Origin of the sequence: Pseudomonas sp. UV AK001 (assembly GCF_046097675.1) — a bacterium.
GTDB classification, from domain to species: Bacteria; Pseudomonadota; Gammaproteobacteria; order Pseudomonadales; family Pseudomonadaceae; genus Aquipseudomonas; species Aquipseudomonas kribbensis.
Map to the genome: position 1 here is coordinate 410,010 of NZ_JBJUVZ010000003.1, position 26,743 is coordinate 436,752.

General features: G+C 61.1%; 24 protein-coding genes. 16 read left to right on the forward strand and 8 right to left on the reverse strand.

The features are described from left to right. Positions 1-99 precede the first annotated feature (99 nt). The 4 genes from ACKLNA_RS12815 to gap all read right to left on the reverse strand — a co-directional run bounded on the left by ACKLNA_RS12815 (position 100) and on the right by gap (position 5,536). Positions 100-2,685, reverse strand: coding sequence for a TonB-dependent receptor (locus ACKLNA_RS12815; RefSeq protein WP_408986058.1), 2,586 nt, complete (start codon positions 2,683-2,685; stop codon positions 100-102). Between the two features lie 121 nt (positions 2,686-2,806). Next, on the reverse strand, positions 2,807-3,772 hold the full coding sequence (locus ACKLNA_RS12820) for a FecR family protein (protein WP_408986059.1): 966 nt from the start codon (positions 3,770-3,772) through the stop codon (positions 2,807-2,809). Positions 3,773-3,896: 124 nt separating this feature from the next. Then, positions 3,897-4,415 (reverse strand): RNA polymerase sigma factor, encoded by a 519-nt coding sequence (locus ACKLNA_RS12825; protein WP_408986060.1) that lies wholly within the window; start codon positions 4,413-4,415, stop codon positions 3,897-3,899. Between the two features lie 119 nt (positions 4,416-4,534). Further along, complete coding sequence (gene gap, locus ACKLNA_RS12830) at positions 4,535-5,536, reverse strand: type I glyceraldehyde-3-phosphate dehydrogenase (RefSeq protein WP_085709648.1); 1,002 nt, start codon at positions 5,534-5,536, stop codon at positions 4,535-4,537. Between the two features lie 221 nt (positions 5,537-5,757). On the opposite strand from gap, the gene edd reads away from it, so the two are divergent. From edd to ACKLNA_RS12885, 11 genes are all read left to right on the forward strand, one after another. Then, positions 5,758-7,584 (forward strand): phosphogluconate dehydratase, encoded by a 1,827-nt coding sequence (gene edd / locus ACKLNA_RS12835; protein ID WP_011335614.1) that lies wholly within the window; start codon positions 5,758-5,760, stop codon positions 7,582-7,584. Then, complete coding sequence (locus ACKLNA_RS12840; protein ID WP_408986061.1) at positions 7,581-8,537, forward strand: glucokinase; 957 nt, start codon at positions 7,581-7,583, stop codon at positions 8,535-8,537. The genes edd and ACKLNA_RS12840 overlap by 4 nt, the downstream gene beginning before the upstream one ends. Before the next feature lie 79 nt (positions 8,538-8,616). After that, complete coding sequence (locus tag ACKLNA_RS12845; protein WP_025112821.1) at positions 8,617-9,348, forward strand: response regulator; 732 nt, start codon at positions 8,617-8,619, stop codon at positions 9,346-9,348. A 31-nt stretch (positions 9,349-9,379) separates the two neighbouring features. Continuing rightward, positions 9,380-10,807 (forward strand): ATP-binding protein, encoded by a 1,428-nt coding sequence (locus tag ACKLNA_RS12850; RefSeq protein WP_162803532.1) that lies wholly within the window; start codon positions 9,380-9,382, stop codon positions 10,805-10,807. A 309-nt stretch (positions 10,808-11,116) separates the two neighbouring features. Further along, positions 11,117-12,376: an AGE family epimerase/isomerase gene (locus ACKLNA_RS12855; protein WP_408986062.1), complete on the forward strand. Its 1,260-nt coding sequence runs from the start codon at positions 11,117-11,119 to the stop codon at positions 12,374-12,376. A gap of 118 nt (positions 12,377-12,494) precedes the next feature. Continuing rightward, positions 12,495-13,796: an ABC transporter substrate-binding protein gene (locus tag ACKLNA_RS12860; RefSeq protein WP_085709652.1), complete on the forward strand. Its 1,302-nt coding sequence runs from the start codon at positions 12,495-12,497 to the stop codon at positions 13,794-13,796. Between the two features lie 93 nt (positions 13,797-13,889). After that, positions 13,890-14,798, forward strand: coding sequence for a carbohydrate ABC transporter permease (locus ACKLNA_RS12865; protein ID WP_408986063.1), 909 nt, complete (start codon positions 13,890-13,892; stop codon positions 14,796-14,798). Next, positions 14,791-15,636 carry a carbohydrate ABC transporter permease gene (locus ACKLNA_RS12870; protein WP_085709654.1) on the forward strand — a complete coding sequence of 282 codons (846 nt, stop codon included), beginning with the start codon at positions 14,791-14,793 and terminating at the stop codon, positions 15,634-15,636. The genes ACKLNA_RS12865 and ACKLNA_RS12870 overlap by 8 nt, the downstream gene beginning before the upstream one ends. A 2-nt stretch (positions 15,637-15,638) precedes the next feature. Further along, the gene (locus ACKLNA_RS12875) at positions 15,639-16,799 is read left to right on the forward strand and encodes an ABC transporter ATP-binding protein (RefSeq protein WP_085709655.1); all 1,161 of its coding nucleotides are present in this window, start codon (positions 15,639-15,641) and stop codon (positions 16,797-16,799) included. 102 nt (positions 16,800-16,901) lie between these two features. Beyond that, positions 16,902-18,251, forward strand: coding sequence for a carbohydrate porin (locus tag ACKLNA_RS12880; protein WP_085709656.1), 1,350 nt, complete (start codon positions 16,902-16,904; stop codon positions 18,249-18,251). A gap of 116 nt (positions 18,252-18,367) precedes the next feature. Further along, entirely contained in the window at positions 18,368-19,222 is an 855-nt protein-coding gene (locus ACKLNA_RS12885) for a D-hexose-6-phosphate mutarotase (RefSeq protein WP_119427879.1), read from the forward strand. 41 nt (positions 19,223-19,263) lie between these two features. On the opposite strand, the gene ACKLNA_RS12890 is transcribed toward ACKLNA_RS12885, so the two are convergent. After that, positions 19,264-20,124, reverse strand: coding sequence for a MurR/RpiR family transcriptional regulator (locus tag ACKLNA_RS12890; protein WP_169842436.1), 861 nt, complete (start codon positions 20,122-20,124; stop codon positions 19,264-19,266). A 227-nt stretch (positions 20,125-20,351) separates the two neighbouring features. Between ACKLNA_RS12890 and zwf the strand changes: the two genes are divergently transcribed. From zwf to ACKLNA_RS12910, 4 genes are all read left to right on the forward strand, one after another. Then, on the forward strand, positions 20,352-21,818 hold the full coding sequence (gene zwf, locus ACKLNA_RS12895) for a glucose-6-phosphate dehydrogenase (protein WP_408986064.1): 1,467 nt from the start codon (positions 20,352-20,354) through the stop codon (positions 21,816-21,818). Next, a complete protein-coding gene (pgl, locus tag ACKLNA_RS12900) occupies positions 21,805-22,518 on the forward strand; it encodes a 6-phosphogluconolactonase (protein WP_408986065.1) in 714 nt (237 codons plus the stop codon). The genes zwf and pgl overlap by 14 nt, the downstream gene beginning before the upstream one ends. A 17-nt stretch (positions 22,519-22,535) precedes the next feature. Continuing rightward, the gene (locus tag ACKLNA_RS12905) at positions 22,536-23,201 is read left to right on the forward strand and encodes a bifunctional 4-hydroxy-2-oxoglutarate aldolase/2-dehydro-3-deoxy-phosphogluconate aldolase (RefSeq protein ID WP_011335602.1); all 666 of its coding nucleotides are present in this window, start codon (positions 22,536-22,538) and stop codon (positions 23,199-23,201) included. 172 nt (positions 23,202-23,373) lie between these two features. Beyond that, entirely contained in the window at positions 23,374-24,090 is a 717-nt protein-coding gene (locus ACKLNA_RS12910) for an intradiol ring-cleavage dioxygenase (RefSeq protein ID WP_408986066.1), read from the forward strand. Here ACKLNA_RS12910 and ACKLNA_RS12915 read toward each other — a convergent pair. Both ACKLNA_RS12915 and ACKLNA_RS12920 read right to left on the reverse strand, forming a co-directional pair. Continuing rightward, a complete protein-coding gene (locus tag ACKLNA_RS12915) occupies positions 24,087-25,268 on the reverse strand; it encodes an aminotransferase class V-fold PLP-dependent enzyme (RefSeq protein WP_408986067.1) in 1,182 nt (393 codons plus the stop codon). The genes ACKLNA_RS12910 and ACKLNA_RS12915 overlap by 4 nt on opposite strands. Positions 25,269-25,292: 24 nt before the next feature. Beyond that, positions 25,293-25,529, reverse strand: coding sequence for a DUF3820 family protein (locus ACKLNA_RS12920; protein ID WP_003213031.1), 237 nt, complete (start codon positions 25,527-25,529; stop codon positions 25,293-25,295). Between the two features lie 205 nt (positions 25,530-25,734). On the opposite strand from ACKLNA_RS12920, the gene ACKLNA_RS12925 reads away from it, so the two are divergent. Next, positions 25,735-26,202: a PA2169 family four-helix-bundle protein gene (locus ACKLNA_RS12925; protein ID WP_085709662.1), complete on the forward strand. Its 468-nt coding sequence runs from the start codon at positions 25,735-25,737 to the stop codon at positions 26,200-26,202. A 58-nt stretch (positions 26,203-26,260) separates the two neighbouring features. Here the strand turns inward: ACKLNA_RS12925 and ACKLNA_RS12930 are convergent, their stop codons facing one another. Then, positions 26,261-26,731: a MaoC family dehydratase gene (locus tag ACKLNA_RS12930; protein ID WP_003227420.1), complete on the reverse strand. Its 471-nt coding sequence runs from the start codon at positions 26,729-26,731 to the stop codon at positions 26,261-26,263. Between the last annotated feature and the right edge of the window lie 12 nt (positions 26,732-26,743).

A 26,743-nucleotide genomic window follows, 5' to 3' on the forward strand; every position in this document is an offset into this window, starting at 1 on the left:
TTGATGAAAGAGGCGCTTGATAACGAGACGAACGGACAAGCGTCGGACAGTAAAAAAACCTCACGGCGCGACAATGCACGCACCGTGAGGTCATCCGGATCAGATATCCCAGACCAGATTGATCGCGAAGTTGCGACCCGGCTGGGTCAGGCGGTCGAGGTTGGCCGGGCTCAGCACGGCGGCTTCGCCGACACTGTCGTAACCGCGCACGTCATCCCACAGCCAGTACTTCTTGTCGGTCAGGTTGTAGACGCCGCCGCTGACGGTGACGTCGTCGGTGACTTTGTAGAACCCGGTCAGGTCGAGCATGCCGAAGCCCGGCGACTTGAACTGGCTGCTGACGCCGTCCGGCGACTTGAAGTTGCTGTCGTCGACGCGATCCTTCTTCTTGACCACGGTCCAGCTCAGCAGGCCGCCGTAGTTGTCCTGGTCATAACCGAGACCGAACACGCCGGTCAGCGGGTTGACGCTGTTGAGCGGCTCGCCGGTGTCGTTGTTGCGACCGTAGGCGTAGGCAATCGAACCCTGGGTGTACAGGCCTTGCGGCGCGCCGAACGAATCGAGGTTCAGACGACCTTTGACTTCGGCACCCTTGATGGTGGCGTGCTTGATGTTGTTGGTCTGGAAGGTCAGCTCGTTGTAGCCCGGGGTGACGGCGTCTTCGTTGATGAAGTCGCGGTACTTGTTATAGAACACCGCCACGTCGAACGAGCCTTGTTCGAAGTTGCCGCGCAGACCGGTTTCATAGCTTTTGCTTTTTTCCGGTTCCAGGTTCGGGTTCGGCGCCACGTTGTAGCCGGTGGTGCTGTTCTCGAAGCGACCGTACAGTGCTTTCGCGGTCGGGGTGCGGAAGCCTTCGGCGTACTGGCCGTACCAGGTGTAGTTGTCGGTCAGGGCGTAGGTCAGGCCGAATTTCGGCGAGACTTTATGCCAGGTCTTGTTTTCGTCGCTGACCGTGCCTTTGCCGTCGGCGGCCACGGTGTTGAGGAATTCCTGGGTGATGTGCGGCTTGAGCTGGGTGTAGTCGTAGCGCAGGCCTGGCAGGAAGGTCCATTTGTTCCAGCTGATCTGATCCTGGGCGAACAGGCTGTAGGTGTTGATGGTCGGGTCCGGGAAGTCGCTGGACTTCTTCAGCACATCGGCCGCACTGGTGGCGCCGATGGCGGTGCAGCCGCGACCGACTGCCAGGCACTTGCCGTCGCCGCTGCGTGAACCGGTGACTTTCTGCTGTTTGATCGTGGTGCCGTAGGTCAGCACATGATCGGTGTCACCGATGGCGAATGCCTTGTCCAGTTGCGCATCGAACACCCATTGTTTTTCCTCGTAGATCGTGTCGCGGGTACGCAGCACTTTACGGGTCATCGGGTAGTAGAACTCTTCGGTGCTCTGGTCGGTCTTGGCGGTCTGGTGGTTGAGGCTCCACTTCACGTTATCGGCCAGCAGGCTGTTCAACTCGAAGCTGTGTTCCAGGCCGAAACGCTCACGGGTGACGGTGTCGTTGCCGGTACGCCACTGGTACATGCCGCCGGGCAGCACGCTGTTCGGAATGGTCGGGGCGCCGTTGAAGTACGGGCCGCCGTAGGCGCTTTTCTGATCGGTGTCGCGATCATCCTTGTACTTTTCGTAGGTCAGGCCCAGACGCGAACCTTCGTTGTAGTTCCAGCCGATCTTGGCCAGCACGTTGGAGGCTTTCACGTCTTCCGGGTTGGCGGCGGTGCGCTCCAGGCCGGTGCCGTTGTTGCTGCCGTAGGAATCGGTTTCATGACCGTCACGCTGGCTGTAGTGCAGCAAGCCGTCGAACTGGTCGGCGCGTCCGGCGACGGTGGCGGATTTCAACCAGCTATCGTCGGCGGAACTGTAGCCGGTCTTCAGGCGGGCGCCGACGTCTTTGCCTGGCTTGATGATGTCATCCGGGTCGAGGGTGTAGTAGCTGACCGCGCCGCCGATGGCGTTGCTGCCGTACAGCACCGAGGCCGGACCGCGAAGGATTTCCACGCGTTTGACGATTTCCGGGTCAACGTAATTGCGCTGGGTCTTGGCGTACGGGCCGTTGAAGAAGCCGTCCGGCACTTCGACACCATCCACTTGAGTCAGGATGCGGTCACCGTCGATGCCGCGAATGTTGTAGCCGCTGATGCCGCCGCGCTGACCGGCGCCACCGACGGACACGCCCGGCTCGTAGCGCACCAGATCCTTGATGGTGTTGACGTTGTTGCGGTCCAGGTCCTGACGGGTCTGCACGGTGACGGTGGCCGGTACGCTGTTGACCGACTGTTCCTGACGGGTGGCGCTGATGGTCACCTGGTCGAGGTTGAGTGCGCCGTTGTTGCTGCGTTTTTCCAGCACGACGTTGTTGTTGCTGATTTTGCGGAAGCTCAGGTTGGTCCCCACCAACAGGCGTTCCAGGGCTTTTTCCGGTGGCAGCGAACCGCGCACGCCCGGCGACGATACGCCTTTACCCAATTCCGCCGGCAAGCCGACCTGCCAGCCGGTGACGGCGGTGAACGCGTTGAGCGCCGACACCAGCGGTTGCTGGCCGATGGCGAACGAGTAATCGCCCATGTTGCGTGCCGGTTGTTCGGTGGCAGCCATCAGTGGTGCAGTGCCGGCCATCAGGATGGCGGCGGTCAGCAGCGACAGTACGCGGGAGGGGGAGGAAGTATGGCGGGTAAGGCGAGAGGACATCGATAGCGCTCCGTGTCGCACGAATCTTTATAGGTGTAATTGATTCGGCGTGTTACGAATCAATTGCATTGGCTATAACGAGACGTACTAACCTTGGCTATCGAGTAAAAATAATTCTCATTTAGTTCAGAATCACCAGCGCCGGAAATTCCTGAAGCTTGGCCGAGGTGATGTGAGCGAGCGAACGCACCACGTCAAGCGGCTGGTCGAGGCGGTAATTGCCGGTGACGGCGACGTCGGCCAACTGCTCGTTGGTGTTGATGATGAAGCCCGGGTAGTAGCGGCGCAGTTCCGCCAGCACCTGGTTCAGCGGACAGTTCTCGAAGATCAACCGACCCTGTACCCACGCCAGATCGGTGGCGGCGTCGACCTTGGCCGGGCGGTCGAAACCATTGGGGCCGATGCGGATGCTTTCCCCGGCGGACAGCCGCACGCGGGCATCGTCACGGGTGGCACGCAGATCGACATCGCCACGCTGCACACGCACCTGAGCCACACCGTCCAGGTAACGCACGGCGAACGCGGTGTCGCGCACGCTGGCCTTCACCGGCCCGGCGTCGATTTCCAGCGGCTGGCTGCGGCCGGCCGGGATCTCGAAAAACGCTTCGCCCTGATACAGGCGCGCAACTCGTTGGCGATCATTGATCGTGCTGGAAAAGGCGGAGTTGGTGTTGAGCAGGACTTTTGAGCCGTCCTCAAGCTGAAGGCGCTGACGCTCGCCGACCACGGTCAGGTGATCGGCCTGCAGACGCATCGGCAGGTTGCTGAAACTGAACAGGCCGAGAATAAGCACCGCAGCGGTGGCCAGCGGTTTCCAGTGCGGGCGCAGGCGTGTGAGGACGGTGGCTTTCTTCGGTCTGGCCGCGAGGTCTTGCGCGCACTGGGCGATTTGCGGGCCGTCCCAGATCGCCTGGGCCTTGGCGAATGCCTGGGCGTTCAACGGATCGGCCGCCAGCCAGGCATGAAACTGCCGGGTTTGCTCCTCGTCCGGGCTACCGAGCACGATGAGCCAGTCCAGAGCCTGGTCCATTGCGTTGGCGGCGTCCTGCGCCGTGTCGGGCAAAGGAGGGCGGTGGGTGTCCGTCACGGTGTTTCCTCGGCAGTGTCTGTGCACGGCTGTTTTTTTAGTGAAGCGTAAAAGTCGGGCAAGGGTAACAAAGGCCGATGATCAGTGCAGTCGATCCTGACACTTAGAGAAAAAACCTACAGCATCAGTCGCCATTCAAGCGCTCGGCGACACCGATGCAAATGGTCATGATCAGTTTGAGTTCTTTCTGCACCGTGCTGAGGGAAACGTTGAGTTCTTCGGCGATTTCCTGATAGCTGTGTCCGTGCAGGCGGCTGAGGATGAAGATTTGCTGCTGTCGGGGGCTGAGTTCACCGAGGCTCACGTTCAAGCGCTCCAGCAATTGTTCGGCGTGGGCGGCGTCTTCGGCGCTGCTGGCGGGGGCGGCGACGCTGTGCACCACGTCCTGTGGTACGTCGTCGACCATGGTCCGCGAATGAATCTTGCGCGCGCGCAAGTGATCCAGCGCCAGGTTGCGCGCGGTCTGGAAGACAAAGGGTTCAAGGTGATCGATGGCCCGTTCGCTCAGCGCCCGCGTGACGCGCAGGTAGGTTTCCTGCAACAGGTCTTCGGCGGTGCTGTGGTTGTTGACCATGCGTTCCAGCGTTCGCAGCAATGAAGTGCGCTGGGCGAGGAAAACGTGATTGAACTGCGACTGACTCACGGGAGGACCTGATCCATTTCGAGCGAATGATAATGCTTATCATCCGCCCGAGTGGTCAAGTGTTGATTTGTCAAAGGTTGGTAAAGCCACTACCCGCCTTCAAATCGGCGGCAGCGGTTTTATTCCGCGTTGCACAGCGCCAGGCAGTTATCGAGCATGCGGTTGGAGAAGCCCCACTCGTTGTCGTACCAGGCCAGCACTTTCAGCAGTTTGCCACTGGATTTGGTGTGGTTGGCGTCGAAGATCGACGACAGCGGATTGTGGTTGAAGTCGCTCGATACCAGCGGCAGGGTGTTGTAGCCGAGGATTTTCGAGTGCTGGCTCGCCGCTTTCATCAGTGCGTTCACTTCATCGGCCGAGGCTTCGCGCTTCAACTGCACGGTCAGGTCAACCAGCGACACATTGATCACCGGCACGCGCACGGCCATGCCGGTCAGCTTGCCCGCCAGTTCCGGCAGCACCAGGCCCACGGCTTCGGCGGCGCCGGTCTTGCTCGGGATCATGTTCTGCGTGGCGGAGCGGGCGCGGTACGGGTCGGTGTGGTAGACGTCGGTCAGGTTCTGGTCGTTGGTGTAGGCGTGAATCGTGGTCATCAGACCGCTTTCGATGCCCAGTTCGCGGTGCAGCACCTGGGCCACCGGGGCCAGGCAGTTGGTGGTGCACGAGGCGTTGGAAATGATCTGGTGCGACTGGCGCAGAATGTCGTGGTTCACGCCATAAACGACAGTGGCATCGGCGCCCTTGGCCGGGGCCGAGATGATGACTTTGCGCGCACCGGCAGTAATATGCGCGGCGGCTTTGGCCCGGTCGGTGAACAGACCGGTGCATTCGAATACCACATCAATCTTTTCCGCAGCCCACGGCAGTTCGGCAGGGTTGCGGATGGCGCTGACCGAAATACGGTCACCGTTGACGGTCAGACTCTCGTTGTCATGCGCAACTTCGGCATCGAACGTGCCATGAACGGTATCGTATTTGAGCAAGTGCGCATTGATCGCGCTGTCGCCCAGATCGTTGATGGCGACGATCTGCAAATCCTGTCGATAGCCTTGGGTATACAGTGCGCGCAGGACATTACGGCCGATGCGGCCAAAACCATTGATTGCGATTCGAAGAGTCATTGAACAGCGCCGCCGTCGTTTTGTTGTTGGAATTACAAGATTATTCGCATAAAAATAGAAAACAAGCCTTTTTAGTGGCAATATTTTGTTTTATCTACAACGAGTGACCTGAATCAACTGGTCCGAATGGTCAAGGAAACCGCCCGTCATCCCACGCGTGCGGGCGCTTTGGTCAGCATAGACAATCAGGTCGCCACATCCGTTAGCCTGGAGTTCTACACATGCATCCCCGCGTTCTTGAGGTCACCGAACGGCTTATCGCCCGCAGCCGCGCCACGCGTCAGGCTTACCTTGCGCTCATTCGCGGCGCCGCAACCGACGGGCCGATGCGCGGCAAGCTGCAATGCGCCAACTTCGCCCACGGCGTGGCCGGGTGCGGCAGCGAAGACAAGCACAGCCTGCGGATGATGAACTCGGCGAACATCGCCATTGTTTCGTCGTATAACGACATGCTTTCGGCGCACCAGCCGTACGAAGTCTTCCCGGAACAGATCAAGAACGCCTTGCGCGAAATCGGCTCGGTCGGCCAGTTCGCCGGCGGTACGCCTGCCATGTGCGACGGCGTGACCCAGGGCGAGCCGGGCATGGAACTGAGTCTTCCGAGCCGCGAAGTGATCGCGATGTCGACGGCGGTGGCGCTGTCCCACAACATGTTCGACGGCGCGCTGATGCTCGGCATCTGCGACAAGATCGTGCCGGGCCTGATGATGGGCTCGCTGCGTTTCGGTCACCTGCCGACGATCTTCGTACCGGGCGGGCCGATGGTCTCGGGGATTTCCAACAAGGAAAAAGCCGACGTGCGGCAGAAATACGCCGAAGGCAAGGCGACCCGCGAAGAGCTGCTGGAATCGGAAATGAAGTCCTACCACAGCCCGGGCACCTGCACCTTCTACGGCACCGCCAACACCAACCAGCTGCTGATGGAAGTCATGGGCCTGCACTTGCCGGGCGCTTCTTTCGTCAACCCGAACACGCCGCTGCGCGAGGCCCTGACCCGCGAAGCCGCGCATCAGGTCACGCGCCTGACCAAACAGAACGGCAACTTCCTGCCGATCGGCGAAATCGTCGACGAGAAGGCGCTGGTCAACTCGATCGTCGCGCTGCACGCCACCGGCGGCTCGACCAACCACACCCTGCACATGCCGGCCATCGCCATGGCGGCGGGCATTCAACTGACCTGGCAGGACATGGCCGACCTCTCCGAAGTCGTGCCGACCCTGAGCCACGTCTATCCGAACGGCAAGGCTGACATCAACCACTTCCAGGCGGCGGGCGGCATGTCGTTCCTGATCCGCGAACTGCTGGAAGCCGGTCTTCTGCACGAAGACGTCAACACCGTGCTCGGCCACGGCCTGAGCCAGTACACCAAGGAGCCGTTCCTCGATAACGGCAAACTGGTGTGGCGCGAAGGCCCGACCGAAAGCCTCGACGAAAACATCCTGCGTCCGGTGGCCCGTGCGTTCTCGGCAGAGGGCGGCTTGCGGGTGATGGAAGGCAACCTCGGTCGTGGCGTGATGAAGGTGTCCGCCGTGGCGCTGGAAAACCAGATCGTCGAAGCACCGGCCATGGTGTTCCAGGATCAACAGGACTTGGCGGACGCTTTCAAGGCCGGTTTGCTGGAGAAGGATTTCGTCGCGGTGATGCGCTTCCAGGGCCCGCGTTCCAACGGCATGCCGGAACTGCACAAGATGACACCGTTCCTCGGCGTGCTGCAGGATCGCGGCTTCAAGGTCGCGCTGGTGACTGACGGGCGCATGTCCGGCGCCTCGGGGAAAATCCCGGCGGCGATTCACGTCAGCCCCGAAGCTTATGTCGGCGGCGCTTTGGCTCGCGTGCAAGAGGGCGATATCATCCGCGTCGATGGCGTCAAAGGCACCCTGGAACTCAAGGTGGACGCCGCCGAATTCGCAGCGCGCGAACCCGCCAAAGGCCTGTTGGGCAACAACATCGGCAGCGGCCGCGAACTGTTTGGCTTCATGCGTTTGGCCTTCAGCTCGGCAGAGCAGGGCGCCAGCGCCTTCACTTCTGCCCTGGAGACGCTTAATTGAAACTGGCTTTGGTCGGTGACATCGGAGGCACCAACGCGCGGTTCGCGTTGTGGAAAGATCAGCAGCTCGAATCGGTGCAGGTGCTGGCCACGGCCGACCATGCCAGCCCGGAAGAGGCGATCAGCCTCTACCTGAGCGGGCTCGGCCTGGCGCCGGGCGCCATCGGTTCGGTGTGCCTGTCGGTGGCAGGTCCCGTGAGCGGCGATGAATTCAAGTTCACTAACAACCACTGGCGCCTGAGCCGCAAGGCGTTCTGCCAGGCGCTGCAGGTCGAGCAGTTGTTGCTGATCAATGACTTCTCGGCCATGGCACTGGGCATGACCCGTTTGCAACCCGGCGAATTCCGTGTGGTCTGCGAAGGCGAACCGGAACCGTTGCGTCCGGCGGTGGTGATCGGTCCGGGCACTGGTCTGGGCGTCGGCACTTTGCTCGATCTGGGCGAAGGCCGATTTGCCGCGTTGCCGGGGGAGGGCGGTCACGTCGATCTGCCGCTGAGCAGCCCGCGTGAAACCCAGCTCTGGCAACACATCCACAACGAGATCGGCCACGTCAGCGCGGAAACCGCGTTGAGCGGCGGCGGCTTGCCTCGGGTCTACCGGGCGATCTGCGCGGTGGATGGCCATGAGCCGAAACTCGACACGCCGGAAGCGATCACTGCAGCCGGCCTTGCCGGTGACCCGATTGCCCTGGAAGTGCTGGAGCAGTTCTGCTGCTGGCTCGGTCGTGTGGCCGGCAACAACGTGCTGACCACCGGCGGTCGTGGCGGGGTGTACATCGTTGGCGGCGTGATTCCGCGCTTTGCCGATTTCTTCCTCGAAAGCGGTTTCGCCCGCAGCTTCGCCGACAAGGGCTGCATGAGCGATTACTTCAAGGGGATTCCGGTGTGGCTGGTAACCGCGCCGTACTCGGGTCTGGTCGGTGCAGGAGTGGCGCTCGAACAATCCGGTAAATGATCATTCCCACGCAGAGCGTGGGAACCATCGGCACATCAGGCATAATCCGCCCAATTCCAACAATAAGGATGCCTTCGAAGTGAGTTCAGTCAACAAGTCGATTTTGTTGGTCGATGACGACCAGGAGATACGCGAGTTGCTGGAAACCTACCTGACCCGTGCGGGTTTTCAGGTACGGGCCACGGCCGACGGCGCCAGTTTCCGCCAGGCGCTGAACGAGGCGCCGAGCGATCTGGTGATCCTTGATGTGATGCTGCCCGATGAAGACGGCTTCAGCCTGTGCCGCTGGGTGCGCCAGCATCCGCGTCAGGCCCAGGTGCCGATCATCATGCTCACCGCCAGTTCCGACGAGGCCGATCGGGTGATCGGTCTGGAACTGGGCGCCGACGACTACCTCGGCAAACCTTTCAGCCCCCGCGAATTGCAAGCGCGAATCAAGGCCCTGCTGCGCCGTGCCCAGTTCGGTCAGGAGCGTAGCGGCAGCGAAGTGCTGGCCTTCGACGAATGGCGGCTGGACATGGTCAGCCATCGGCTGTTTCACACCGACGGCGAGGAAGTGATTCTGTCCGGCGCCGACTTCGCTTTGCTGAAATTGTTCCTCGATCACCCCCAGGAAATCCTCGACCGCGACACCATCGGCAATGCCACCCGTGGCCGCGATCTGATGCCCCTCGATCGTATCGTCGACATGGCTGTCAGCCGCTTGCGCCAGCGTCTGCGCGACACCGAAAAACCGCCACGGCTGATCCGCACCGTGCGTGGTAGCGGCTACCAACTGGCAGCCAATGTGGTTGCCGGCAATGGTCACTGAGTTCCTGCGCAACACCGCGCGCAAAGTGCCGATGCCCCGTTCGCTGCTCGGGCGGATGTTGCTGCTGACGTTGCTCGCGGTGTTGTTCGCCCAGACGCTGTCCAGCGTGATCTGGGTTTCCCAATTGCGCGCGACCCAGCTCGAAGGCCTGGTCACCAGCGCCCGCAGCCTCGCCCATTCGATGACCGCCAGCGTCAGCTATTTCCGCTCGCTGCCGGTGGCTTATCGGCCGTTGGTACTCGATCAGTTGCGCAGCATGGGCGGCACCCGATTTGTGGTGACGCTGAATGACAAACCGCTGGGCATGGAAGTGTTGCCGGTCACCCCGCGCAAAGCGGCGGTGCTTCAGGCGGTGGACGAAGTGCTGCGCCAGTCGTTGGGCCAGGACACCGATATTCTGGTGACCTTCGTCAGCCCCGATGACCTGCGTATCTTCAACGCCGGGTTGAAACTCGACGAGTTGCCACGCTCCTGGGCGCATTACGCGCTGACCCTTGAGCCGGTGAATCCGCCGGTGCTGGTGACCCAGATCCAGTTGGCGCCCGGTGAATGGCTGTACATCGCCTCGCTGTTGCCCGAGCCCTACACCAGTCTTGAAGAGCAGGGCCTGCCGACCCAGCAGGTGTGGTTCATCGTGTTCACCAGCGGATTTCTGTTGCTGTTCATCGGGCTGCTGGTGCACTGGCAGAGCCGGCCGCTCAAGCGTCTGGCGCGGGCGGCGCGGGACTTGTCGCTGGGCGCCGACGTCGAGCCGGTGGCCGAGGGCGGCGGCAGCGAAGTGGTGGAAGTGGGCCGCGCCTTCAACACCATGCGCGAGCGCATCAGCCGTTACCTGACCGAGCGCAGCCAGTTGTTCAGCGCGATTTCCCATGATCTGCGCACGCCGATCACCCGTCTGCGTCTGCGGGTCGAACTGCTGGAAGACGAACAGCTGCAAACCAAGTTCGGCCGTGATCTGGATGAGCTGGAACTGCTGGTCAAAGGTGCGCTGCAATGCGTGAAAGACACAGACATCCACGAAAACATCGAGCCGGTGGATCTGAACCATGTGCTCGACTGTCTGGTGGAACCGTATCTGGCGCCCAACGGCAATGGCCGCGTGACCCAGCAAGGACGAGCGCTGGCGGCGTATCCGGGCAAGCCGCTGGCGCTCAAGCGCTGCATCGGCAACCTGATCGACAATGCGCTGAAGTATGGGCAGAACGCCCATCTGCATATCGATGACGACGAGAGTGCGTTCGTGCTGCATGTCGACGACGAAGGGCCGGGCGTGCCGGAGCAGCGGCTGGAGCAGGTGTTCGAGCCGCACTTCCGCTTGGCGGGGCAGCAGCAGGGGTATGGACTCGGGTTGGGGATCGCGCGCAACATTGCCCATAGTCATGGCGGTGAAGTGACGTTGCAGAATCTGCGTGAAGGCGGGTTGCGCGTGACCCTGCAATTGCCGCGTTCGGCGGATTGAGTCAAAAGCTTGCCCTCACCCTAACCCTCTCCCGGAGGGAGAGGGGACCGACCGAGGTGTCCGGCGTTATGCATCGACCTGAAAATCCGAGTCGATTATGGATTCAAAGCAAATCGTTCAGGTCGGTGAAATTCTTCAATATTCCCCATTCGGCTCCCTCTCCCACCGGGAGAGGGCTGGGCGGGCGGCGTTCCGATGAGGGCTCGCTTTTTGTCACGGGGCTGTGACAAAACCTGCCCCCTTCGTTACAAGCCAACCCCGGCCCGTTGTTTAGACTGCCCGCAGTCATAACAACAAAAAAGGCCACCCATGGATCACTTCAATCCGGGCTTCAGCAGTTGGCTGAACGCCCCTGCCCACCAGCAATGGCTCGCCGACGAAGGCCTGCGCCTACTGGAATTTGCCAAGGCTTCACGATTGCCCGAAGGCTTTGGCAATCTCGATGAGCGCGGCCAACTCCAGGCCGGTGCGCAAGCCGAAACCATGAACACCGCGCGCATGACCCACAGCTTCGCCATGGCCCACATCCAGGGCCTGCCGGGGTTTGCCGAACTGGTCGATCACGGCATTGCGGCCCTGCGTGGTCCGTTGCGTGATGCGCTGCACGGTGGCTGGTTTGCCGTCGCCGAACACCGCGACGGCAACACCGGCAAGAACGCTTATCTGCATGCTTTTGTGGCCCTCGCGGCCAGTTCCGCTGTGGTCGCCCAGCGCCCCGGCGCGCAGGCGTTGCTGGATGACGCCATCGACATCATCGACACCTATTTCTGGAGCGAAGAAGAGGGCGCCCTGCGCGAATTCTTCCACCGCGACTGGCGCGAAGAGGAAGCCTATCGCGGCGCCAACAGCAACATGCACGCCACTGAAGCGTTCCTCGCGCTGGCCGATGTCACCGAAGACCCGCGCTGGCTGGTGCGTGCACAACGCATCGTCGAGCGGGTGATTCACGGTCACGCCGCTGCCAACGATTATCTGGTAATCGAGCATTTCGATCGCGACTGGCAACCGCTGCGCGAATACAACCAAGACAATCCCGCCGACGGCTTCCGTCCCTACGGCACCACACCGGGCCACGGTTTCGAGTGGGCGCGCCTGCTCCTGCACCTCGAAGCGGCGCGGGTCCAGGCCGGCATGCTCACGCCGGGCTGGCTGGCCACCGATGCGCAAAAGCTGTTCGAGAACAACTGCCGGCATGGCTGGGACGTCGATGGCGCCCCGGGCATCGTCTACACCCTCGACTGGGACAACAAGGCCGTGGTGCGCCATCGCCTGCACTGGACGCATGCCGAGGCCAGCGCCGCCGCCAGTGCGTTGCTCAAACGCACCGGCGACGCGCAGTACGAATCCTGGTACCGGCTATTCTGGGAATTCTGCGAAGCGAATTTCATCGACCGCTGCGACGGCAGTTGGCATCACGAACTCGATCCGCAGAACCGTCCAAGTGCCGATATCTGGGCGGGCAAACCGGATCTGTATCACGCCTGGCAGGCGGTGCTGATCCCGCGTCTGCCGCTGGCGCCGAGCATGGCGACTGCGCTGGCACAGTTGTCCCGGCCCGTTCCTGTGTAACCATGCGGTGACATTTGCGCGTCCCTTCGTTACCTGCGAGGGGAAACGTCCTGTTTAAACTCGTGTGCAGCGCAAGCACCAGACTTGCATGCATAACAACAAGAAAGGTACATCTCAGATGAATGCGATTTCTCGCCTCGCTACTGTCATTTCTGTCGCCTCCCTGTTCCCGCTCGCTGTGCTGCCCCTGAGTGTTTCCGCTGCCGAATCCAAAGGTTCGGTGGAAGTCGTGCATTGGTGGACGTCCGGTGGCGAAAAAGCCGCCGTCGATGTGCTCAAGGCACAAGTGGAAAAAGACGGTTTCACCTGGAAAGACGGCGCTGTCGCCGGTGGTGGCGGTGCGACTGCCATGACCGTGCTGAAAAGCCGTGCCGTCGCCGGCAACCCGCCGGGCGTTGCCCAGATCAAAGGCCCGGACATCCAGGAATGGGCGTCCACCGGTCTGCTCGACACCGACGTGCTGAAGGACGTTTCCAAGTCCGAGAAGTGGGACAGCCTGCTCGACAAGAAAGTCTCCGATACCGTGAAGTACGACGGTGATTACGTGGCCGTGCCGGTGAACATTCACCGGGTGAACTGGCTGTGGATCAACCCGGAAGTCTTCAAGAAAGCCGGTATCGCCAAAGCCCCGACCACCCTCGAAGAATTCTACGCCGCCGGCGACAAGCTGAAGGCTGCGGGCTTCATCCCGCTGGCCCACGGCGGTCAGCCTTGGCAGGACAGCACCGTGTTCGAAGCGGTGGTGCTGTCGGTGATGGGCGTTGATGGCTACAAGAAAGCCCTGGTCGACCTGGACAACGCTGCCCTGACCGGCCCGGAAATGGTCAAGGCCCTGACCGAGCTGAAGAAAGTCGCGACCTACATGGACGTCGACGGCAAAGGCCAGGACTGGAACCTGGAAGCGGCCAAGGTCATCAACGGCAAGGCCGGCATGCAGATCATGGGTGACTGGGCCAAGTCCGAATGGACCGCCGCCAAGAAAGTCGCCGGCAAGGATTACGAGTGCGTAGCCTTCCCGGGCACCGACAAGGCGTTCACCTACAACATCGACTCGCTGGCCGTGTTCAAGCAGAAGGACGCGGGCACTGCGGCCGGTCAGCAGGACATCGCCAAAGTCGTGCTGGGTGAAAACTTCCAGAAAGTCTTCAGCATCAACAAGGGCTCGATCCCGGTGCGTAACGACATGCTCGCCGACATGGGCAAGTACGGTTTCGACTCGTGCGCCCAGACCGCTGCCAAGGACTTCCTGGCAGACGCCAAGACCGGCGGCCTGCAGCCGAGCATGGCGCACAACATGGCGACCACGCTGGCCGTACAGGGTGCGTTCTTCGATGTCGTGACCAACTTCATCAACGACCCGAAAGCCGACCCGGCCGACGCTGCGAAGAAGCTCGGCACCGCCGTCAAGGCTGCCAAGTAACACCGGCGTAGAGCAGCTGCCAGCTTCAAGTCGCGCATCGGCTTGAGGCTGGGAGCTTGCAGCGGTCCTTCATCTTTTTTACTGGATCTTCCCATGAGTTCTGTTGCTGTGTTCAGCAAGGCCTCGCCGTTCGACGCATTGCAGCGCTGGCTACCGAAACTGGTGCTGGCGCCGAGCATGTTCATCGTTCTGGTGGGCTTCTATGGCTATATCTTCTGGACGTTTGTCCTGTCGTTCACCACGTCGACCTTCCTGCCGAACTACAAGTGGGCAGGCCTGGCGCAATACGCGCGGCTGTTCGACAACGACCGCTGGTGGGTGGCGAGCAAGAACCTGGCCGTGTTCGGCGGCATGTTCATCGCGATCACTCTGGTGATCGGCGTGACGCTGGCGATTTTCCTCGACCAGAAAATCCGTCGCGAAGGCTTCATCCGCACCATTTACCTCTATCCGATGGCGCTCTCGATGATCGTTACCGGTACTGCGTGGAAATGGCTGCTCAACCCGGGCATGGGCCTGGACAAATTGCTGCGGGACTGGGGCTGGGAAGGCTTCCGTCTCGACTGGCTGATCGACCCGGATCGCGTGGTGTATTGCCTGGTGATCGCGGCGGTCTGGCAAGCTTCGGGCTTCATCATGGCGATGTTTCTCGCCGGTCTGCGTGGCGTTGATCAATCGATCATCCGTGCCGCCCAGATCGACGGCGCGAGCATGCCGCGCATCTACTGGAAAGTGGTGCTGCCAAGCCTGCGTCCGGTGTTCTTCAGTGCGGTGATGATCCTGGCGCACATCGCGATCAAGAGCTTCGACCTGGTAGCGGCCATGACGGCCGGCGGCCCGGGTTATTCCTCCGACCTGCCGGCGATGTTCATGTACTCGTTCACGTTCAGCCGTGGGCAGATGGGCATGGGGTCGGCCAGTGCGATTCTTATGCTCGGTGCGATCCTCGCGATCATCGTGCCTTACCTGTACTCCGAGCTGAGGACCAAGCGTCATGACTAGTCTCGCCTCCAAACCGGCCATCAGCCTGAGCCGCATCGCGATCTACGCGGTGCTGATCCTCGCGGTCCTGCTGTATCTGGTGCCGCTGGTGGTCATGCTGCTGACCAGCTTCAAGACCCCGGAAGACATCTCCACCGGCAACCTGCTGAGCTGGCCGACCGTGGTCAGCGGCATCGGCTGGGTGAAAGCCTGGGCCACCGTTGACGGCTACTTCTGGAACTCGATCAAGATCACCGTTCCGGCCGTGATCATCTCCACCGCCATCGGTGCGTTGAACGGTTATGTGCTGTCGTTCTGGCGCTTCAAGGGCTCGCAGCTGTTCTTCGGCCTGTTGCTGTTCGGCTGCTTCCTGCCGTTCCAGACCGTGCTGCTGCCGGCGTCGTTCACCCTCGGCAAGATGGGCCTGGCGAGCACCACCACCGGCCTGGTGTTCGTGCACGTGGTCTACGGCCTGGCGTTCACCACGCTGTTTTTCCGTAACTACTACGTGAGCATTCCGGATGCGCTGATCAAGGCCGCACGCCTGGACGGTGCCGGGTTCTTCACGATCTTCCGCCGGATCATCCTGCCGATGTCCACCCCGATCATCATGGTCTGCCTGATCTGGCAGTTCACCCAGATCTGGAACGACTTCCTGTTCGGCGTGGTGTTCTCCAGCGGTGATTCGCAACCGATCACGGTGGCGCTGAACAACCTGGTCAACACCAGCACCGGGGCCAAGGAATACAACGTGGACATGGCGGCGGCGATGATCGCCGGGCTGCCGACCCTGCTGGTCTATGTGGTCGCAGGCAAGTATTTCGTGCGCGGGCTGACGGCCGGCGCAGTCAAGGGGTAATCATGGCTACGCTCGAACTTCGCAATGTAAACAAGACTTACGGTGCCGGCCTGCCGGACACCCTGAAGAACATCGAACTGTCGATCAAGGACGGTGAGTTCCTGATCCTTGTCGGGCCGTCGGGCTGCGGCAAGTCGACCCTGATGAACTGCATCGCCGGCCTGGAAACCATCACCGGCGGCGCGATCATGATCGGTGACCAGGACGTCAGCGGCATGAGCCCGAAAGATCGCGACATCGCCATGGTGTTCCAGTCCTACGCGCTGTACCCGACCATGAGCGTGCGCGAGAACATCGAGTTCGGTCTGAAGATCCGAAAGATGAGCCAGTCGGCCATCGACGAAGAAGTCGCCCGCGTCGCCAAGCTGCTGCAGATCGAGCACCTGCTCAATCGCAAGCCGGGCCAGCTCTCCGGTGGTCAGCAACAGCGTGTCGCCATGGGTCGTGCACTGGCGCGTCGGCCGAAGATTTATCTGTTCGACGAACCGCTGTCCAACCTCGACGCCAAGCTGCGCGTCGAGATGCGCACCGAAATGAAACTGATGCACCAGCGCCTGAAAACCACCACGGTCTACGTGACCCACGACCAGATCGAAGCGATGACCCTGGGCGACAAGGTGGCGGTGATGAAGGACGGCATCATCCAGCAGTTCGGTACGCCGAAAGAGATCTACAACGACCCGGCCAACCTGTTCGTGGCGAGCTTCATCGGTTCGCCGCCGATGAACTTCATCCCGCTGCGCCTGCAACGCAAGGACGGCCGTCTGGTGGCGCTGCTCGACAGTGGCCAGGCCCGTTGCGAGCTGCCGATGGCGATGCAGGACGCCGGTCTCGAAGACCGCGAAGTGATCCTCGGCCTGCGTCCGGAGCAGATCGCGCTGGCCAACGGCGAGGGCAACGGCCTGCCGAGCATCAAGGCTGAAGTGCAGGTCACCGAACCGACCGGTCCGGACACCCTGGTGTTCGTCAACCTCAACGACACCAAGGTCTGCTGCCGACTGGCGCCGGACGTGGCGCCGCAGGTGGGCGAAACCCTGACCCTGCAATTCGATCCGTCGAAAGTGCTGTTGTTCGACGCCAAGAGCGGCGAGCGCCTGGGTGTGGCGGGTCTGCCGAAGACCGAAGCGCACAGCGCCAATGTCGCTCAGTTCAAGGGTCGGTAAGAAATCAATGTGGGGATGAGCCTGCAACAGGCTCATTTCTGCAGGGGATGTAAACCGCGTTGGAAAAAAACAGTTAATAACAATAAAGACGAGGATGTAGGGATGAAAAAGAAACACGTCAATGCCCGGTTGATCTGCCAAGTGTCAGCCGCGGCCGCATTGGTCATGGCCGGCAATGCCATGGCCGCCGATGCATTCAGCTCCGATTCCAAGTGGATGACGGGCGACTGGGGTGGTGAGCGGACCAAGCTGATCGAGCAAGGCATCGACATCAAGGCTGACTACGTCGGGGAAATGGGCGCCAACCTGCATGGCGGCTACAACGACGACAAGACCGGCCGCTACAGCGACCAGTTCGGTCTGGGCGTGGCGCTGGACCTGCAAAAACTCTGGGGCTGGGACAACACTCAGGCCAAGATCCAGCTGACCAACCGTAACGGTCAGAACATTTCCAACGACCGCGTTGGCGACCCGCGTGCCGGCACCCTGTCTTCCTCGCAGGAAGTCTACGGTCGTGGCCACATGGTGCGTCTGACCCAACTGTGGATTCAGCACCAGTTCTTCGACAACAAACTCGACGTCAAGGCCGGTTATTTCGGTGAAGGCGAAGACTTCAACACCTTCCCGTGCGAATTCCAGAACCTGGCGTTCTGCGGCTCGCAAGTCGGTAACTGGGCGACCAACATCTGGTACAACTGGCCCGTCAGCCAGGCCGCGATCCGCGTGAAGTACAACATCAACGACGAGCTCTACGCGCAGATCGGCGCGTACAACCAGAACCCGTCGCAGCTGGAACACGGCAACGGCTTCAAGCTCAGCGGCAGCGGCACCGCCGGTACCGTGCTGCCGGTCGAGCTGGTCTGGTCGCCGAAGGTCAACAGCCTGCCGGGCGAATACCGCGTCGGTTACTACAAGAGCACGGCTGATGCCGCAGATGTCCGCGAAGACATCAACGGCAACGACGCTGCAACCACCGGCAACGCCTACCGCACCCACAGCAGCAAGCACGGCTACTGGTTCGTTGCGCAACAGCAACTCACCAGCCACAACGGCGACGCTTCCCGTGGTCTGAACATCGCGGCCAACGCCACGTTCCACGACAAGGACACCAACTTCATCGACAACTACCAGTCGGTGATGTTTGTCTACAAAGGCCCGTTCGACGCCCGTCCGAAGGATGACGTCGGCATCGGTGCGGCGCGTATCCACGTCAACGACGACGTGAAGAAAAACGCCGAGCTGCTGAACGCCTCCAACGGCGTTTCGGACTACGACAATCCGGTGTTCTCGCCGATTCGCGAGACCGAATACAACTACGAGATCAACTACGGCTTCCACGTCACCAACTGGCTGACTGTGCGTCCGAACCTGCAATACATCACTCACCCGGGTGGTGTGGATCAAGTGGACAACGCTTTGGTCGCTGGCCTGAAAATTCAGTCTACGTTCTAACGCGTCTGCGATAAGCTCCTCTCTATGTGCGCATATTTGCGGACGGCCCAGGCTGTCCGCTTTTTTTTGGAAAGGGGTGTCGCAGCCCATGAAAGTTGAATCTGGAACCGTGGCCCATGCATGAGCATCCGCTGCAACGCTTCTTCAAATCCTTGCGTGAACGACCGGTGTTCGCCTGGGAGCGCTATCAGATGCGCGATGTGCTGGTGATCGACCATCCGCTGTGTCAGGCGGTGTTCAGTCGTCAGGGTGCGCAGTTGCTGCACTTTCAGCCGCGCGGACAAAAGCCGTGGTTGTGGTGCGCGGCGAAGTGGCCGCACGTCGGCGCAATCCGAGGCGGCGTGCCGGTTTGCTGGCCGTGGTATGGCCGCCATCCGAGCGAAAACGCGTGGCCGTCCCACGGCTGGGCGCGACTGCTGGACTGGAAACTGCTCGACAGCAGCACCGCCGATGACGGCGTACGCCTGCATTGGCAATTACAGCTGTGCGACTGGCAGGTGGACCTGCACGCGCACTTGGGCGAACGCATGGAATTACGCCTGAGCACCGAGCATCAGGACGACATGCCATGCCAGCTGAGCCAGGCTTTGCACGCTTACTGGCGTATTGGCGATGTGAGTGAGATAGCGCTGTCTGGGCTCGAAGGGGCGCAGGGTTACGACCAGTTGAACCGTGAAGTCTGTCAGCAGGAAGGTGAGCTGCGGGTTGATGGCGGCTGTCAGCGCGTGTTCCAGCACGACGGCGAATTGCAGCTCAAGGATCACGCCTGGCAGCGCGAGTTGTGCATAGATACCGGTGACAGCGCGGACACAGTGGTCTGGCACCCGGGCGCGCGGCCGTTGCTGGGCGTGACATGGGATGAGATCTCGGAATTTGTCTGTGTTGAAGCGGCGGCGGGCGGGACGGACAGCCTGCATCTGGCGCCGGGGGAGAAGGCGCATTTGAGTTTGCAGGCTTGGGCTGCTGCTTAGTCATTGCTCCCACGCGCTAGCGTGGGAGCAATCAGCGCGAACTAGTTGAACTCGTCACCCACCGGATACCGGCTCGCATTCAAGCTCTCTTTGATCTTGCGCAGATGCGGCTGGAAATCCACCCCGCGACGCAAAGTCATCCCCGTCGCCAGCACATCCAGCACCGTCAACTGAATGATCCGCGAGGTCATCGGCATATAGATGTCGGTGTCTTCCGGCAGCGGAATGTTCAGGCTCAGGGTACTGGCCTTGGCCAGTGGCGAGTTCTCGGCGGTCAGGCCCAGTACCGAAGCGCCGTTCTCCCGGGCGATGCGCGCCACTTCCACCAGCTCGCGGGTGCGACCGGTGTAGGAAATGATCACGAACAATTCGCCGGTGTGCGCCACCGAAGCAATCATTCGTTGCATCAGCACATCGGCGTGGGCTGTGACGGCCAGGTTGAAGCGGAAGAACTTGTGCTGCGCGTCCAGTGCCACCGGAGCCGAGGCGCCGAGGCCGAAGAAGTGGATCTGCCGGGCCTGGATCAACAGGTCGACGGCGCGGCTGATCAGGTTCGGGTCCAGCGCCTGGCAAGCGCTGTCCAGCGAGGCGATGGCGCTGCCGAAAATCTTCTGGGTGTAGGCCTCGGGATTGTCGTCGGCCTCTACTGCGCGGCTGACGTAAGCCGCGCCGCTGGCCAGGCTCTGGGCCAGTTGCAGCTTGAGTTCGGGATAGCCGCTGACGCCGAACGAACGGCAGAAACGGTTGACCGTCGGTTCACTGACCGAAGCGGCCTGGGCGAGGGCGGCGATGCTGAAGCGGGTAGCCTGCTGCGGGTTGAGCAGGATCACTTCGGCGACTTTGCGTTCGGCCTTGTTCAGCTCTTCAAGGCGACTCTGGATCTGTTCCAGTAAATTTCGCACGCGGTCCATATGGATTTCCTAGATTCACCGGCGCCGATAAGCGCGCGGCTATGCAAATTGGGCCTTTGATGTGGCCCGTGACGGTGGCCTATCCTACTGATGGCTCCGACCGACCACCACTCGGAATCTGTATTTTGCGAAAATGTTGTGGTTATTACTACATTTTCCCTTGAGTGATGCCTTGAAAAAAGGTATTTGTAGCTTAACTTGATAAAAGAACAAACATCATGCCTTCGATTACGGTTGAACCGTGCACCTTCGCCTTGTTCGGCGCCCTGGGCGATCTGGCCCTGCGCAAGCTGTTTCCTGCCCTTTATCACCTGGATGGCGCCGGCCTGCTGCACGAGGACACGCGTATTATCGCGCTGGCCCGTGAAGAAGGCACCGAGCAGCAGCACATGGCATTCATTGCCGCCGAACTGCGTCGCTATGTGGGCAAGGAACTGGGCGAGGCCGTGGCCGAGCGCTTTCTGGCGCGCCTGACCTACCTGCACGTCGACTTCCTCAAGGCTGAAGATTACGCGGCGCTGGCTGAACTGGCGGGCACCCAGCAGCGCATGATTGCCTACTTCGCCACCCCGGCGGCGGTGTACGGCGCGATCTGCGAGAACCTGGCGAAAGTCGGTCTGGCCGAAAACACCCGCGTGGTGCTGGAAAAACCGATCGGCTCGGACCTCGAATCCTCGCGCAAGGTCAACGACGCCGTGGCGCAGTTCTTCCCGGAGAACCGCACCTACCGCATCGACCATTACCTGGGCAAAGAGACTGTTCAGAACCTGATCGCCCTGCGTTTTGCCAACAGCCTGTTCGAAACCCAGTGGAACCAGCATTACATCTCCCACGTGGAAATCACCGTGGCCGAGAAGGTCGGCATCGAAGGCCGCTGGGGCTATTTCGACAAGGCCGGCCAGCTGCGCGACATGATCCAGAACCACCTGCTGCAACTGCTTTGCCTGATCGCCATGGACCCGCCGGCCGACCTGTCCGCCGACAGCATCCGCGACGAAAAAGTAAAAGTGCTCAAGGCCCTGGCGCCGATCAGCCCGGAAGGCCTGACCACTCAGGTAGTGCGCGGTCAGTACATTGCCGGCCACAGCGAAGGCAAATCCGTACCGGGTTACCTCGAAGAACCGAATTCCAACACCCAGAGCGACACCGAAACCTTCGTCGCCCTGCGTGCCGACATCCGCAACTGGCGCTGGGCCGGCGTGCCGTTCTACCTGCGTACCGGCAAGCGCATGCCGCAGAAGCTGTCGCAGATCGTCATCCACTTCAAGGAACCGTCGCACTACATCTTCGCCCCGGAGCAGCGCCTGCAGATCAGCAACAAACTGATCATCCGCCTGCAACCGGACGAAGGCATTTCCCTGCGGGTGATGACCAAGGATCAAGGCCTGGACAAGGGCATGCAGTTGCGCAGCGGCCCGTTGCAACTGAATTTCTCCGACACCTGGCGCAGCGCGCGGATCCCCGACGCCTACGAGCGGTTGTTGCTGGAAGTGATGAACGGCAATCAGAACCTGTTTGTCCGTAAAGATGAAATCGAAGCCGCGTGGAAATGGTGTGACCAGTTGATCGCCGGGTGGAAAAAATCCGGTGACGCGCCCAAGCCGTATGCGGCCGGGTCGTGGGGGCCGATGAGTTCCATTGCATTGATCACGCGGGACGGGAGGTCGTGGTATGGCGATATCTGATGTGAAACTGCCGGCGGGCGTGAATGCCCATGAATACAAGAGCCCGGTGCTGCTTGCCGAAGGCCTGGCGCTGAATGTCGCCAAGCAGTTGAGTGACGCACTGGCGGCGCGCGGCAACGCGGTGCTGGTGGTGTCCGGTGGTCGCAGCCCGGTGGCGTTTTTCCAGCACCTGGCCAAGCAGGAGCTGGACTGGTCGAAGGTCGTCGTGACCCTGGCCGACGAGCGCTGGGTGCCGGTCGAACACGCCGACAGCAACGCTGGTTTGCTCAAGCAGTATCTGCTCAAGGGCCCGGCGGCCAAGGCGCAGTTCCTCAGCCTTTACAGCGCGGCGGCCAACGTCGAGCAGGCTGCTGAAAACGCTGACCGCTTGCTTGCTGAATTGCCGGCCATCGATGTGCTGGTGCTGGGCATGGGTGATGACGGTCACACCGCGTCGCTGTTCCCGGACAGCCCGAACCTGGCTGAAGCCCTGCAAGCCGATGGCACCCGTCGTTGCTGGCCGATGCTGGCGCCGAGCGTGCCGCGTCAACGCCTGACCATGAGCCGGGCGCTGCTGGCTTCGGCGAAGCACAAGATTCTGTCGATTTCCGGTCAGTCGAAACTGACCACCCTGAATGCCGCACTGGCATCCAACGACGTCGCCGCCATGCCGGTTCGCGCGTTTCTGCAACCTACGTTAGAGATTTACTGGTGCCCATGAGCCAAGGAACAGCCGCTATGACAACCCCATCCCCGACCGTTTCCATGGCGGACAAAGTTGCCCTGATCGACAGCCTCTGCGCCAAGGCGCGGATCCTGCCGGTGATCACCATCGCCCGTGAACAGGACGTGCTGCCGCTGGCCGACGCCCTGGCCGCCGGTGGTCTGACCGCGCTGGAAGTGACCCTGCGTTCACAGTTCGGCCTCAAGGCGATCCAGATCCTGCGCGAACAGCGTCCGGAGCTGGTGACCGGTGCCGGCACCGTACTCGACCGCAACATGCTGGCTGCGGCCGAAGCGGCCGGTTCGCAATTCATTGTCACCCCGGGCATCACCCGTGACCTGCTGGAAGCCAGCGTCGAAAGCCCGATCCCGCTGCTGCCGGGCATCAGCAACGCCTCCGGCATCATGGAAGGCTATGGCCTGGGTTATCGTCGCTTCAAGCTGTTCCCGGCTGAAGTCAGCGGTGGCGTGGCGGCGATCAAGGCCCTCGGCGGCCCGTTCGGCGAAGTGAAATTCTGCCCGACCGGCGGCGTGGGCCCTGCCAACATCAAGAGCTACATGGCGCTGAAAAACGTCATGTGCGTGGGCGGTAGCTGGATGCTTGATCCAGAGTGGATCAAGAACGGCGACTGGGCCCGCATTCAGGAATGCACTGCCGAGGCTTTGGCGCTGCTGGACTGATCGCTTCACCCGACACTTCGTTGTGTGTTCTACGGCTTTAACGGTGCGCTTGGTCGGTGCACCGTTTTTTTTTGCCTGCAAAAACCTTCGTTATCTCGAGATACATAGTTACCGCACCCGGCTTGGCGTGTGGCGTTAACCTGCGTTCATCTTATGGAAGAGAGAACGCGTCATGGATAACCAGCCTTCAGCGCCACCGGTTTATCAACTGGCCCCCGAGCAAGTCGCCGGGCCCTATTTTCGCAATCCCAAACTGCTGCGGCGCAACATCAGCGAAGGCGCCGAGGGCCTGCCTTTGCTGTTGCGCCTGACCATCGTCGATGCCATGACCGCCGAGCCGGTCAGCGGTGCGCTGGTGGATATCTGGCACTGCAACGCACGTGGCGCCTACTCCGGCTGGAGTCGGGTAAACCCGGATCTGGAAGTCGACGTTGAAGACATCGGCTCGATCCCGCGAACCGATGACGACACCTACCTGCGCGGTGGTCAGTTCAGCGATCACAAAGGCAGGGTGCGTTTCACCACGATCTATCCGGGGTTTTATGCCGGGCGTGCCCTGCACATTCACGTGGCGGTGCGCATCGTCGCCGGCAACGAGTACCTCGATGAGCGCAATGTGGCCTGGGTCGGGCAACTGTATTTTCCGGAGGTGGTTTCCCGCAGTGTGCTCAACGCCAAGGCGTATCGCGGGCGCGGCTCGCAGCCGGTATGCAATGCCAACGATGTCTATTACGCCAGCATGGGCGGGGAGGCTTCGACCCTGACCGTGTGGCCGATTGGCCGTGACTCCTACGAGGACGGTTACTTCGGCCACCTCACGATCGGCATCGACACCTTTGCGGTGTCGTCGCAGATCAAGCCCGAGGATTTCGACAAGTACACGGTTTAACGCAGTTCATTCAGCGCCAGAACCAGCGACTGAATCTCCGCCGCCGTCGTGGTCAACGACGGCGTGATGCGGATGCACGGCCCGCAGGCCGCGCCGTTGCGCACCACGGTGAACAGGTTGTAGTCGTTGAGCAGGCGTTCGACCATCGCCTGCTGGTCGGCATGCCGGGTAAAGCGCATCGAGGTGATGCCGCAATACAGACGCGGATCGTCCGGGGTGGTGACCTCGATGCCCGGCAGGTTGCGCACGGCGCTGACCCACAGGTTGCGCAGGTAGTTCACCCGTGCACCCTTGGCCGCTGCGCCACCGAGCGCACGGTGCTCTTCGAACACCAGTGGCAGGGTCATCAGCGCCGGAATGTTCGGCGTGCTGTAGGGCGTGCGCGAGCGAATGTCGTTGAGCGGGAAATGCATCTCGCCCATGTCCGGATCGATGTCGGCCAGACGCTGCGGAGCGATATACAGAAAGCCCAGGGTCAGCGGCGAGCCGATCCATTTGTGCAGGTTGTACCCGGCGAAGGCGATGCCCAGTGCTTCCAGATCGAACTCCATCTGGCCGAGGGCGTGGGCGCCGTCGAGGATGATATCGACGCCATGCTCCCTGGCCAGCGCAGCGATCGCCTGCACGGGCATCACCAGTCCGGTGCGGTGGGTAACGTGGGTCAGCGCCATCAGCTTGAGCTTTGGATAGCGAATGAAGGCTTCGCGGTAAGTCGCCAGCAGGCTGTCGAAGCTGGCCGGGTGCGTGTGTTCGATCTCGATCACCTCGACCCCGCGATGGCGGGCCAGCCAGCGCATCGCGCCCTTGACCGTGTCGTATTCCAGATCGCAGATCAGCACCTGATCGCCAGGCTCGAGACGGTTGTAGTTGCGGATCAGCGACTGCAGGCCGGCGGTAGCGTTCTGGGTGAAAGCGATGCTTTGCGCGCGCACGCCGATCAGCTCGGCCAGTTGCGCGCGGATGTCGAGGCTGTCGTGCTGTTCGAAGCGTTGGCGCACATAGATCGAGTTGCTGTTGTTGATCTGTTCGATATGGCGCTGGTAGTCCTCGACCACGGTGCGCGACATGCGTCCGAAGTAGCCGTTTTCCAGGTTCACGGGGCCGGGATGGCGGTCGTAACGGTCGGCGAAGGTTTGCCAGAAGGCTTCGTCTCGGGCGCGGCGGGTGTTATCGGGCATGGTCGACTCGGATCAGGATGCGCCTCAGTGGCGCGGGGCGGGTTTGCCATGTTTGGCGCGCAGCGGTTCCAGCAGCTCCGACAGGCCGTTGTGATCGATTTCCTGCATCAGCGCCAGCAGGCCGCCGAGTTCGCCGTGGGGGAAACCTTCCCGGGCGAACCAGTTCAAGTACGGGCCGGGAAGGTCGGCAATGATCCGTCCCTTGTACTTGCCGAAGGGCATTTCGCGGGTGATCAGCAGTTCGAGTTTTTCGGGGTTCATTGTTGAAATCGTCTGGCTTTGAAAACACTTTGGAAAATACAGGCATTCTGCATGCAGGCCAAATGACAGATCATGCAAATAACAGGCATACAGATTTCTGTTTTATTTATAACTTATTGAAAAATAACAATTAAATTCTTTCGCGAAAGCTGGCACGAGCACTGCAACACTCCTTGCATCTTTCACCCACGCAAGGAATTGAAAAATGACTGACATGAATAAAGAAGCCATCTCCGTCCTCAACGACCTGATCGAAACCAGCAAGGACGGTCAGGAAGGGTTCAAGACCTGCGCTGAAGACATCAAGCACCCGGAACTGAAAACCCTGTTCGTGAAACGCTCCGCCGACTGCGCTACGGCTGCAGCCGAGTTGCAGGCGACCGTGCGCTCGATGGGCGGCGATCCGGAAACCTCCACCAGCGTCAGCGGTGACCTGCATCGTCGCTGGGTCGACGTCAAAGCCATGTTCACCGGCAAGGACGAAGAGGCAGTGCTCAACGAAGCCGAGCGCGGTGAAGACCACGCCCTGAAGGCTTATCGTGAAGCGATCGAGAAGATCAACAAGCACAACCTGGTCGGCATTCGTGATCTGGTTGAGCGCCAGTACCACGGCGTGCAACGCAATCATGATCAGGTGAAAGCGCTGCGCAATCAGGCGCGTGCCCGCTCGTAAGCGATCAACGCCCACAAAAAAACGCCAGCTAGTCTGGCGTTTTTTATGTCGAGGACAATCAGCCGATGCTGATGGCCGGCAAGGTCGGCAGGGTAACGGTCTGTTGCTTGCGTGGCGCCAGGATCTCGGCCTCGCCATCCACCACCAATTCATCGCGCTGGTTGAATACACGAGTGGCGATACGTACGCGGAATTTCGGCAGTTTCTCGAGGATTTCCAGGCGCACGGTCAGGGTGTCGCCGATCTTCACCGGCTTCTGGAAGCTCATCTGCTGACCGATATAAATGGTGCCCGGCCCAGGCAGCTCGCAAGCTACGGCCGCACTGATCAGCGCGCCGCTGAACATGCCGTGGGCAATGCGTTCCTTGAACATGCTGGCGGCGGCGAACTCGGCGTCCAGGTGCACCGGGTTGTGATCGCCGGACATCGCGGCGAACAGCTGAATGTCGCGCTCTTCGACGGTCTTGCTGTAGCTGGCGGTCTGGCCGACTTCGAGGGCTTCGTAAGGGATGTTGGTAACCTGGGTCATCGGTCTTGATTC